This window comes from Acidimicrobiia bacterium (genome assembly GCA_040881685.1).
Lineage (GTDB): Bacteria > Actinomycetota > Acidimicrobiia > IMCC26256 > PALSA-555 > SHVJ01.
Genome location: JBBECS010000040.1, coordinates 38,438 through 48,953 on the forward strand (window position 1 = coordinate 38,438; position 10,516 = coordinate 48,953).

The following is a 10,516-nucleotide window of genomic DNA, read 5'->3' on the forward strand; positions in this document are numbered from 1 at the left end:
GTTACGGCGACCAGTCGGGGGTGCGGACGTCCATCGTCGGCATGTCCGCCGGTGCTTGACCCATCGAGATGGCGATCTTCGAGAAGCCCATGAAGAGCGCGATGCCCATCGCAAGCTCGACCACTTGTCCCTTATCGAAGTGCTCCGCCATCTCAGTGCGCAGCGCGTCCGGGTACTCGGCTCCCCCACCCAGGAACACGTCGGTGAAGCGGACGACCGCCTTCTCCAGATCGGTCAGCTTGCTGGCCTCGAAGCCCTCGTCGACAAGTGCGACGCGCGCTTCCGTGAGCCCCTGCTGCTTCGCGACCGCGAAGCGCACGTTCCGTCAGTAACCGCAGTCGGTGATGCGCGCGTTGCGGATGCGCGCGATCTCCTTGAGGGGTTGTGGGACGGTGCCGTGGCTCCAGAGCGTGCCGTAGAGACGAAGGAACGCAGCCAACGTCTCCGGCTGCTCGCCGAGCGGGCTCGCGGTGATCGCTGGATCGGCGTCGGTCGGCAGCTCCAGCGGGGACCCCGGCGCCGGTGGATCCACGATCCCCGCCTGCGCGTCGCTGTGGGCTTCACCACAGAGGAGACGCTGGAAGCGGGTGAAGCCATCGAAGAGCGCAAGCGCTTCGGTGAGGGCGACGACCTCGGCGCTGCTGAAGTGCTCATGCAGGTCGGCGCGCATTGCATCGTCCACGCCGTGAGGGTCCAGCACGAACTGTTCGGAGTAGCCGAGCGCGGCGCGTTGCCCGTCGGTGAAACACTCCGCAGTCGGCCACTCGGACAAGCGCGAGACGTGCTTGTCGGTGAGGCCGGCTTCGACCGCGGGGCGCGTGCGGACCGCGAGCTCGCTTTCACACCCGAGGAGCTGGGCGACGCGCAGCCGGCAGAGCTCGAGCACCACCGGGTCGATCAGGCGGCGCGCCCAGAACACGCCGATGAAGTCGCGGTACGGCCCGGCCAGGTCCGGACGCCGGTCGAGGACCTCGTCGAAGGTGGCGCCGCGGTCAGTCACAGGCCCATGAAGCTGCCGCCGTCGCAGACGATCGTCTGGCCCGTCACGTATCCACCTTCGTCGCTGGCGAGGAAGACCGCCACCCCGCCGATGTCGCGCTCGGGATCACCGATGCGCCGGAGCGAAGCTCGTGCCTCGACCCGCTCCTTCAACACCGGGTTCTCCGCGAATGCCCCCGCGAGCGCGGGGGTCTCGGCTACGGGTGCGATGGCATTCACCGTGACGCCTCGCGGGCCCCATTCCTTCGACAGGCTCTTCGTCATCGCCCGCTGCGCGGCCTTCACCGCCGAGTAGAGCGGGATGTTCACGCTGCCTTCGACCCCTGCGGGAGACGTGAGCAGGATGAATCTTCCCTTTGCACCTGCGTCTCGCAGATGTGGGTAGGCAAGCACTGCGCTATAGAACGAGCCCCACACGGCAGTACGCGAGTTGTCCTCCCACAGATCGAGCCCGACCTCCTCGAGGCGATGCGGCGTGCCACCGCGGAACGCGTTGTGCACCATGATCTCGAGCGCGCCGTAGCGCTCCACTGTTTTCGCAACGCACGCAGCCACTTCGGTTCGGCTCGTCACGTCGGTGACGATGCACGTCGCTTCGCCGCCGCGGGCGCGGATCTCATCGGCGGCCGGCTCGCCGGTCTCGGCGCGGCGGGCCGCAATCACCACGTTGGCGCCTGCGGCTGCGAACGCGTGCGCGATGCCCAAGCCCACTCCCTGCCCGGCGCCGGTGACGATAGCGGTGCGGCCGGTCAAGCGACTCACGGTGCCATCCAAACTCCGCCGTCGGCGCTGATCGTGGCGCCGGTGACGAAGTGCGACGCGTCGCTGGCGAGGAACACGGCCAGCGGTCCGAGGTCCTGCTCCGCGTCACCTGGCCCACCGAGGGCAGCCGGTGCCAGTGAGACGGTCGTGGACTCCACGCCGATCGGGACGTGCTCCGGTGCCGGCGCAACACAGTTGAGTGTGATGCCGTCCGGACCCCATTGACGCGCGGCGGCCTTGATCAACACGCGTTGGGCTTCGACGGCAACCGTGTAGGGCACGAGACGCGCCGCGCCCGACATCGACACCGTCGGAGTCACCAGGAGCACGCGCCCGTCGCGGCCGCGCAGATGCGGGAACGCCGCCTGGAGCAGGAACAGTGTGCCGCGGAGCGACATCTCCCAGACGGCTTCGAACCGCGCGTCGTCCACGTCGGCGAAGTCGCACTGCTCGAAGGCAATCGTGGGCGTTGCCGCGTGCAGCAGCACGTTGATCGGACCGAGGGCGTCGGCGACGAGACCGAGCGCGTCATCGGCGGAATCGCGCGACGACCAGTCCGCCGAGATGGCCGCGGCGCGAGCATCGGCCGCTTCGAGGTCGGCTACAGCGGGAGCTAGCTCGTGTGCATCGCCGAGGAGGGCGACGGAGGCACCGGCACGGCCGAGCGCGAGTGCGAGACCGCGGGCGAGGGGCAGCTCGGCCCCCGTGACTGCGGTGACCCGACCGTCGAGCCTCGTCGTCGTCACGCCGACGGGATCTGAACGGGGAGCTCCTTGATGCCGTGGATGAAGTTGGAGCGGAGACGGCGCGGCGGCCCGGCTGGCTCGAGATCGGGGAACCGGGTGACAAGCTCTTCGAACATCACGCGAGCTTCGAGCCGCGCCAGACTCGCACCCAGGCAGAAGTGCGGGCCACCGGCGCCGAACGCGACATGGTCGTTCGGCGTGCGCCCCACGTCGAAGCGGTCGGGATGCTCGAACGCTGCATCGTCGCGGTTCGCCGACACGTACCACATGACCACCTTGTCGCCGGCGCTGATCGCTTGGCCGCCGAGCTCGGTGTCGGCACGGGCAGTACGGCGGAAATGCATGACGGGAGTGACCCACCGCAACATCTCCTCGATCGCTGACGGCAGAAGCTCCGGATCGGCCGCCAGGCGCGCTCGTTGTTCAGGATGCTCGAACAGCGTGTTCACCCCGCCCGTCACGAGGTTGCGCGTCGTCTCACTTCCAGCATTCATGAGGAGCATGAAGAAGAGGTCCACGTCCATCTGCGTGAGGCGGTCGCCGTCGACCTCGGCCGCGAGCAGCACACTGAGGAGATCGGCGCCGTCACCACCAGTGCGCTCGCCACACAGTCGGTCGGCGTACGCGAACATCTCCGCCATCGCAGCTCGTGCATCGTCGATCGTCCCGCCGAGGTCGGGATCGTCGATGCTCATCATCTTCTCGGTCCATGCGAACACGGTGTGCCGCTCGTCCTCGGGCACGCCCACGAGCTCGGCGATCACCTGGAGCGGGAGCTCGACCGACACCTCGGTCACGAGATCGAACGCGCCGTTGGCCGCCGCCGCGTCGAGCAGGCGACTCACGATCTCGCGGATGCGCGGCTCCAGGATCGTGATCTGCCGGGGCGTGAAGCCGCGGTTCACGAGCTTGCGCAGCTGGGTGTGACGAGGCGCGTCCTGGTTCAGCATGATCTCGCCGGCACCGCCACCGTCGCCGTCGACGTCCTTGATCATCGTATTGGGATTCGACCCGAAGAGCTGCGGGTGGCGCGACACCTCGAACACGTCGTCGTATCCCGTCACCGCCCAGTAGCCAGGACCATCGGGCTCCGGGAGGAAGCACACGGGCGATTCCTCGCGCAGCCGCCGAAAGACCTCGTGCGGCGGACCCGACTCGAAGAGGCTGAGATCGAAGAGGTCCGGCTTGTCTCGCTCGCTCACTGCGGCCCGGGATACCCGGCCCGCGGCCGTTCGCTCACTGGGTGAGCTCCCTGCACTCACTCCGTTCGCTCCGGGAGCCGCACGTCGCACGCGACGTCGAGCTTGAGCACCTGGGTGAGGCGCCCGAAGCCGAGGAAGTCGGCGATGCAGATCGTAAGGTCGAGCACGTCGGCATCAGAGAACGACGCGCGCAACCGTTCGAAGAACGCGTCGTCGATGTTGAGATGGTCGAGCGCGAACCGCTCGGCGTACTCGATCGCGACGCGCTCCGCCTCGGAGTACTCCGGGCTATCCCGGTGCTCGGCCACGTGTGCATACAGGTCCTCGGTGACGCCTTGTTCCCGCAACTGCGGGATCCGCCAACCCAGTCAGATGGGGCAGTCGTTGATCTGCGCGATCCGCATGCGCACTGCTTCACGCACACGGCCAGGAAGCTTGCTCTTGCTGTAGACCGCGTCGGACAGGACGGCGACCGGCTCCCCGAGCTCGGGTCGCAGCGACCACACTCGGTAGATCTCCGGTTGATCGCCGTCCGGAACATCAATGCGCGCCATCACACACTCTCCCTTGTTCGGTGCGGAGCGTACTTCCCGCTGGTCAGCGCAGCCGCGACGGTGTCGCGCATACTCACGTCCAGCATTCCTCCGACACCCCGATCGACAAGCTCCTTCGCCGCGCCCGCAGCATGGAGACCTGCCAACGGATCAGCGACGGCATCGCCCACGAACACCGGCGCGTTTGAGCCGCCGGCGGCCACCGCGAGGCCACCCGCTGCCGCGGCGTCGTCTCCGAACGCGACGCGGTCACGCCACTCGTTCGCCATGCCGTAGCCGGTGATCGCAACCCAGATCAGGCCTTCGTGCATCGCACGGCGCTCGAGGTCGAGCCCGAGTTGCTCGATCGCACGCGGGCGCGCGGAGGTGACCACCACGTCGGCGTCGTCCAGCAGACGCACGACGTCCGGCACGCCGATGGTGCGCTGCTCCTTGGCGCCGTTCAATCGCTCCCAGAACTCTGGGTCGCCGCCACGTGCGCCGTCGGGTCGGCCTGCGAGCTCCACCTTGACGACCCTCGCACCCGTACCACCAAGGAGCCGCGCACACAGCGGCCCGGCCCAGAGCGCCGAGAGGTCGACGACGACTGTTTCGCCGCCGCCCGTTCGCCGAGGCGCACCGCGTGTCACGTGCACTGGTGTGCCCTCTGGCGCCTCGACGGCCACAGCCGCGGGGATGCCGAGCAGCTGCGCTCGCTCGACGGCGGTGTCCGCATCGACTTCGACCAAGTGCGCCGACACGGCGTCCCATGGCGCGCCGCTCCAGTCATGCTCCATCCACGCGCCGAGGAGCTCGATGTCGGATCGGCGAGCCAGGTTCACCGCGATCCAACGCTCGTCGGCAGCCGGGAGCAAGCGGCAGGTGCCGCCGGCCGACACGGTGCCGTTCGGCGCGATCTCGAGGATCTCGGCACGCTCACGCAGGAGCGCCGGTCCGTCCACCCCCAATCGATGACCCAGCGCACTCGCCGCGAGGTCGAGCACTCGTTCGGCGACTTCGACGCTCAACGAAAGACCATCCTTGTCAACTGAATACCAGCCTCGTCAACGAAAGACCTCCCCGCCGTTCACGTCGAGCGCTTGCCCCGTGATGACTGATGACATGTCTGAGGCGAAGAACACTGCGGCGTTCGCACAATCCTCGTCGGGCGGGATCTCCCGGAGCGGGATCTGCGACGCGATCTCGTCGTAGCTGTCCTGCGGCGACTTCCCCGTCTGCTTCTCCATCATCGAGAAGTACATCTCGACGCTCGGGCCCCACATCCAACCCGGCACGATCGAGTTCACCCTGATCCCGTGCGCTCCAAGCTCCTTTGCGAGCACCTGCGCGGCCGTGATCAGCGCACCCTTCGACGTGGCGTAGCCGCCCTGGAGCGGCAGCACCTTGCGCTGGATCATCGAGTTCACGAACACGATCGATCCCGAGCCCTGCGACTTCATCACGGGGATGGCCGCGTGCGTGAGGTTGAGGCTCCCGAAGAGGTTCACCTCCATGATGCGGCGCCATGCGTCCAGGTCGACGCTCTCGAATGGCTGGAACACGTCGGGCGCGAACGCGTTGTGCACGAGCACGTCGAGCTTCCCGAGCTCACTGGTGGCGGTCTCGACGAGGCGCTGACACTGTTCGGTGTCGGTGATGTCGGTCGGCACGCTCACCGCCCGCTGCCCCAGCCGCCCCACTTCGCCTTGCACCTCGAGCAGGTACGACTCGGTGCGTGCGCCGAGCACCACGTCGGCGCCCTCGCGTGCGAACGCGAGCGAGATCTCCTTGCCAAGTCCGGGACCGACGCCCGAGACGATGCACACCTTCCCTTCGAGAAGCATGCGAGTCAGTCCATCGTCCGGCCGCAGTTCACGTCGAGCGTCTGACCGGTGATGACACGCGACAGGTCGGCGGCGAAGAACAGGACCGCTTGGGCGATCTCGTCGGGGCTGGGGATGTGATGGAGCGGGTTCATCGCCTTGATCTCCTCGGCGACGGCATCGGCGCTGATCCCGCGCTGCTCCGCGTTCCACGCGAAGTACTCCCGCAACGGGTCGCCGAGGATGTGCCCCGGCGCGACGCAGTTGACGCGTATCCCGTCGCCGCCGAGCTCCTTCGCCATCACCTGCGCCGCCGTCGTGAGAGCACGCTTCGACGCCGCATAGCCCGCCAGCAGCGGGATCGGGTTCTTCACCGAGAGCGTGGTGATCATGACGATCGATCCCCCACCGACAACCTTCATGCGCGGAACCGCCGCTTGGCACAGCTGCAGCGTGCCGAACACGTTCACATCGATCGGCGTGCGCCAGCGCGCGGGATCGAAGCCGTCGAACGGGTCGCGCCAATCCTCCTCGGCGTACGCGTTGTTCACCAGCACGTCGAGGCGGCCGAGCTCGGTAACCGCGGTGTCGACGAGACGGTGGCACTGACCGACGTCGGTGATGTCTGTCGGAACGCACAGCGCACGGCGCCCGAGCGCTTCGACCTCGGCGGCCACATCACGGAGCTTCGCTTCGTTGCGTGCGCCGAGCGCCACGTCAGCTCCGGCGCGAGCCAGCGCCAGCGCGATCGAACGGCCCATGCCCGGCCCGATGCCCGACACGATCGCGACGCGATCGGCAAGCAATCCGGTGGTGTCCACTGCTGCCGTCACGCTTCCCCCTGCTGCTGGCATCGCCTAAGTGGAACATGTTCTACTTCTTGGCCATGCACTTCAACCTCGCCGATCTCTTCGAGATCGTCGTCGACACCTGCCCCGACCGGCTCGCCCTTGTCGCCGGCGACCAACGCCGGACCTACGGGGAGCTCGACGAGCGGGCGAACCGGCTGGCCCACCACCTGCTCGACTCCGGGGTGACCCCAGGGGACCCGGTCGCGGTCCTGGCTTGGAATCGGGCGGAATGGGTCGAGGCCGAGCTCGGGATCTACAAGGCCCGGGCATCGGTCATCAACGTCAACTACCGGTACGTCGCCGACGAGCTGCGCTACATGTTCGAGAACTCCGACGCCGTGGCCCTCGTCTTCGAGCGCGCCTTCGCTCCTGTCCTGGCCCAACTGCGGGACGCGTGCCCGAAGCTGAAGCACCTCGTCGTCCTCGATGACGGGAGCGGCGATCTTGACGAGCAGGAAGCCTCGGCGAAGGCGATCGCCGACCTCGGCGCGGTCGAATACGAGGTCGCGCTGGCCCAGGCGTCGCCCGCACGGGACTTTGCGCCTCGCTCCCCCGACGACCTCTACATCCTCTATACGGGGGGCACCACCGGTCTGCCCAAAGGTGTGCTGTGGTGCCAGGAGGACATCTTCTTCGCTGCGCTCGGCGGGGGCGGCTTCGGCCAGCCGCCGATCACCAGTGCCGAGGAGCTGGCGACCCGGGTCAACGCCGACGATGCGATGACCGTGCAGATCGTGAACGCGCCGATGATGCACGGCGGAGGTCAGTGGGCGTCGTTCATCAACTTCTTCGCCGGCAACACGGTCGTGCTCAACTGCGACCACCATTACGACGCCGACCGGGTGCTGCGCCTCGCCGAGCGCGAGCGCGCGGCATCCATCATGGTGGTCGGCGACGCGATGGCTCGGCCGCTCGCCGACGCGCTGGCGGAACCCGGCGCGAGCCACGACCTGTCGTCGGTTGCGGTGATCGGCTCGGGCGGCGCCATCCTCTCTTCTGTGGTGCGCGAGCAGCTCCAGGCGCGCCTGCCGAACGCGAAGGTGATGGACAGCTTCGGCGCGTCGGAGACCGGCCACGCCGGCACGGTGCTCGACCTCGAGCGCGGTGGCCCCAAGTTCACGATGAACGAGACCACGAACGTGCTCGACGACGAGGGCCGCCCCGTCGCGCCGGGATCCGGCGAGGTCGGACTGCTGGCGCGCCGCGGCCATATCCCGCTCGGCTACCACAAGGACGAAGCCAAGACCGCGGCGACGTTCCTCGTCGACCCCGACGGTGAGCGCTGGGTGATCCCTGGCGACTCCGCCCTGATCGACGCCGACGGCACGCTGCACCTGCTCGGCCGCGGTTCCGTGTGCATCAACACCGGTGGCGAGAAGGTGTACCCGGAGGAAGTCGAGGCGGTGCTCAAGGCGCACCCCGACGTGTACGACGCGGTCGTCGTCGGTGTGCCCGACGAGCGCTTTCAAGAGCGCGTGGCTGCGATCGTCACGCCCCGCGCCGGTTCCGCGGTGACGTTGGGCGATCTCCAAGACTTCTGTCACGACCGGTTGGCGCGCTACAAGCACCCGCGTCAGCTGCATCTCACCGACGAGATCCCCCGCACCCCCGTCGGCAAGCCCGACTACCGCTGGGCCAAGCGCCTCGCCACTGAGGCGGCGATCGAGCGAAGCGAGTGACCTCGCCGCGGAGCGAGCGGAGCGAACGGAGCGAACGCAGTGAGCGGAAATAGCGGAGTGGGAGCGGAGCAAAGCATGGTCGGCTTCTGGCAGATCGCGCAGGCGAATCCTGATCATCTGGCGATCGTCGATGCCGAGGAGCGGCACGTCGCTGCGGGTGAGCTGCTCGCGTCGTGCAACCAGCTGGTGCACGGCCTCCGGGCGATGGGGCTGGAGCCAGGCGACGCCCTCGCGATGCTGCTGCCGAACTCGGTCGAGGTGTTCGAGCTGTTCCTTGCCGTCGGCCAAGCCGGCTTCTATCTCATTCCGATCAACTGGCACCTTGTCGGCCCCGAGATCGCGTACATCGTGAACGACTGCGAGGCGAAGGTCTTCGTGGCGCACGCCCGGTTCGAGAAGGAAGCCACCGCCGCGGCCGACGAGATCAACTTCCCCGTCGAGGGACGCTTCGCCGTCGGCGGTGACATCCCCGGCTTCCGCGCCTACGACAAGCTCAAAGCCGGGCACCCCACCGACCTGCCCGCCGACCGGCAGGCGGGGCTCGTCATGAACTACACGTCGGGCACGACGGGCAAGCCCAAGGGCGTGCGTCGCCCGCTTCCCGGCGTGGATCCCGAGACCGGCGGTGGCGGGTTCGGCGGCATGCTCTTCATGTTCGGGCTCCAGCCGTTCGACGACAACGTGCACATCGTGGGTTCGCCGCTGTACCACACCGCGGTGCTCGTGTTCTCGGGCTCGGCGATCCACATCGGCCACACGCTCGTGATCATGGACAAGTGGACGCCTGACGAAATGCTGCGGCTCATCGACGAGTACCGCGTCACGAACACGCACATGGTGCCGACCCAGTTCGTGCGGCTCCTCGGGCTCCCTGAGGAGGCTCGCAAGAAGTACGACGTCTCGTCGCTGCGTCACATGGTGCACGCCGCCGCGCCGTGCCCGCCGGCCGTGAAGCACCAGATGCTCGAGTGGTGGGGACCGGTGATCGACGAGTACTACGCGGCGAGTGAGGGCGGCGGCACGATCGTGTACGCCAACGAGTGGCTCGAGCACCCCGGCACCGTCGGTCGCGCGTGGCCGATCTCCGAGGTCGTGATTCTCGACGACAACGACAACGAGCTTCCCGCCGGCCAAATCGGCACGGTCTACATGCACATGATGACGGGTAACTTCGAGTACTTCAAAGACAAGGACAAGACCGACAAGAGCCGAAAGGGCAAGTTCTTCACGGTCGGCGACGTCGGCTACCTCGACGAGGACGGCTGGCTGTTCCTCTCGGACCGCAAGACCGACATGATCATCTCCGGCGGCGCGAACATCTATCCCGCCGAGATCGAGAGCGAGCTGATCATGCACCCGAAGGTTGCCGATGTCGCGGTGTTCGGCATCCCCCACGAGGACTGGGGCGAAGAGGTCAAGGCGGTGGTGGAGCCGATCGACGGCGCCGACGGCGGCCCCGACCTCGAAGCCGAGATTCTCGAGTGGTGCAAGGACCGGCTGGCCAAGTTCAAGACCCCGCGCTCGATCGACTTCACGACCGAGATGCCGCGCGATCCGAACGGCAAGCTCTACAAGCGCAAGCTCCGCGATCCCTATTGGGAGGGTCGCGAGCGCGCAATCTGACGGGTTGACGATCTCGTTGTGCAGTGTGTTGCGCCGAGCGACACGGAGTGCACAACGAGCCCTGCCCAGGCGCTCGGACCGTCAGGCAAACCGAGTGGTCAGAAGCTCGCCGACTCTCTTCACCGTGGCGGCGTCGGCGAACGGAAGATTGAAGATCGGGTAGTCGACGCCGGCTTCGAGTGACGCGGCGACCTGGTCGGCGACCTCGTCGTCAGTGCCGATCGTGCAGCCCGCCACGAACTCCGCGCCGGCCATGCCGGTGATCATCTCGCGGGTCTCGCCGGCCTGCTGCGCAGAG

13 protein-coding genes are annotated in these 10,516 nt (G+C 67.6%); 2 read left to right on the forward strand and 11 right to left on the reverse strand.

The features are described from left to right. Position 1: 1 nt before the first annotated feature. Genes WEE69_10535 through WEE69_10580 form a run of 10 tightly spaced genes read right to left on the reverse strand, consistent with a single transcriptional unit; the run spans position 2 to position 6,898 of the window. The gene (locus WEE69_10535) at positions 2-319 is read right to left on the reverse strand and encodes a hypothetical protein (GenBank protein MEX1145729.1); all 318 of its coding nucleotides are present in this window, start codon (positions 317-319) and stop codon (positions 2-4) included. Positions 320-325: 6 nt separating this feature from the next. Next, positions 326-1,000, reverse strand: coding sequence for a carboxymuconolactone decarboxylase family protein (locus WEE69_10540; GenBank protein MEX1145730.1), 675 nt, complete (start codon positions 998-1,000; stop codon positions 326-328). After that, positions 997-1,761: an SDR family oxidoreductase gene (locus WEE69_10545; GenBank protein MEX1145731.1), complete on the reverse strand. Its 765-nt coding sequence runs from the start codon at positions 1,759-1,761 to the stop codon at positions 997-999. Before WEE69_10545 ends, WEE69_10540 begins: the two co-directional genes overlap by 4 nt. After that, positions 1,758-2,507 carry an SDR family oxidoreductase gene (locus WEE69_10550; protein MEX1145732.1) on the reverse strand — a complete coding sequence of 250 codons (750 nt, stop codon included), beginning with the start codon at positions 2,505-2,507 and terminating at the stop codon, positions 1,758-1,760. Before WEE69_10550 ends, WEE69_10545 begins: the two co-directional genes overlap by 4 nt. After that, positions 2,504-3,709 (reverse strand): cytochrome P450, encoded by a 1,206-nt coding sequence (locus WEE69_10555; protein ID MEX1145733.1) that lies wholly within the window; start codon positions 3,707-3,709, stop codon positions 2,504-2,506. Before WEE69_10555 ends, WEE69_10550 begins: the two co-directional genes overlap by 4 nt. 56 nt (positions 3,710-3,765) lie before the next feature. Then, on the reverse strand, positions 3,766-4,056 hold the full coding sequence (locus WEE69_10560) for a hypothetical protein (GenBank protein MEX1145734.1): 291 nt from the start codon (positions 4,054-4,056) through the stop codon (positions 3,766-3,768). A 21-nt stretch (positions 4,057-4,077) separates the two neighbouring features. Continuing rightward, positions 4,078-4,263: a hypothetical protein gene (locus WEE69_10565; GenBank protein MEX1145735.1), complete on the reverse strand. Its 186-nt coding sequence runs from the start codon at positions 4,261-4,263 to the stop codon at positions 4,078-4,080. Beyond that, positions 4,263-5,270: a CoA transferase gene (locus WEE69_10570; GenBank protein MEX1145736.1), complete on the reverse strand. Its 1,008-nt coding sequence runs from the start codon at positions 5,268-5,270 to the stop codon at positions 4,263-4,265. Before WEE69_10570 ends, WEE69_10565 begins: the two co-directional genes overlap by 1 nt. 36 nt (positions 5,271-5,306) lie before the next feature. Next, positions 5,307-6,086, reverse strand: a complete 780-nt coding sequence (locus WEE69_10575) for an SDR family oxidoreductase (protein ID MEX1145737.1) — start codon at positions 6,084-6,086, stop codon at positions 5,307-5,309. A gap of 5 nt (positions 6,087-6,091) precedes the next feature. Next, positions 6,092-6,898, reverse strand: coding sequence for an SDR family oxidoreductase (locus WEE69_10580; GenBank protein MEX1145738.1), 807 nt, complete (start codon positions 6,896-6,898; stop codon positions 6,092-6,094). A 35-nt stretch (positions 6,899-6,933) separates the two neighbouring features. On the opposite strand from WEE69_10580, the gene WEE69_10585 reads away from it, so the two are divergent. Both WEE69_10585 and WEE69_10590 read left to right on the forward strand, forming a co-directional pair. Then, the gene (locus WEE69_10585) at positions 6,934-8,595 is read left to right on the forward strand and encodes an acyl-CoA synthetase (protein ID MEX1145739.1); all 1,662 of its coding nucleotides are present in this window, start codon (positions 6,934-6,936) and stop codon (positions 8,593-8,595) included. Between the two features lie 75 nt (positions 8,596-8,670). Continuing rightward, positions 8,671-10,218 (forward strand): acyl-CoA synthetase, encoded by a 1,548-nt coding sequence (locus WEE69_10590; GenBank protein MEX1145740.1) that lies wholly within the window; start codon positions 8,671-8,673, stop codon positions 10,216-10,218. Between the two features lie 81 nt (positions 10,219-10,299). Here WEE69_10590 and WEE69_10595 read toward each other — a convergent pair. Further along, positions 10,300-10,516, reverse strand: a 217-nt coding sequence (locus WEE69_10595) for an LLM class F420-dependent oxidoreductase (protein ID MEX1145741.1), incomplete at its 5' end; no start/stop codon positions are given.

What these genes read in the sequence shown, in the direction of transcription:
- WEE69_10565 (MEX1145735.1), bottom strand. Translation starts at nt 4,263, where the DNA reads ATGGCGCGCATTGATGTTCCGGACGGCGATCAACCGGAGATCTACCGA.
- WEE69_10575 (MEX1145737.1), bottom strand. Translation starts at nt 6,086, where the DNA reads ATGCTTCTCGAAGGGAAGGTGTGCATCGTCTCGGGCGTCGGTCCCGGA.
- WEE69_10585 (MEX1145739.1), top strand. Translation starts at nt 6,934, where the DNA reads ATGTTCTACTTCTTGGCCATGCACTTCAACCTCGCCGATCTCTTCGAG.
- WEE69_10590 (MEX1145740.1), top strand. Translation starts at nt 8,671, where the DNA reads ATGGTCGGCTTCTGGCAGATCGCGCAGGCGAATCCTGATCATCTGGCG.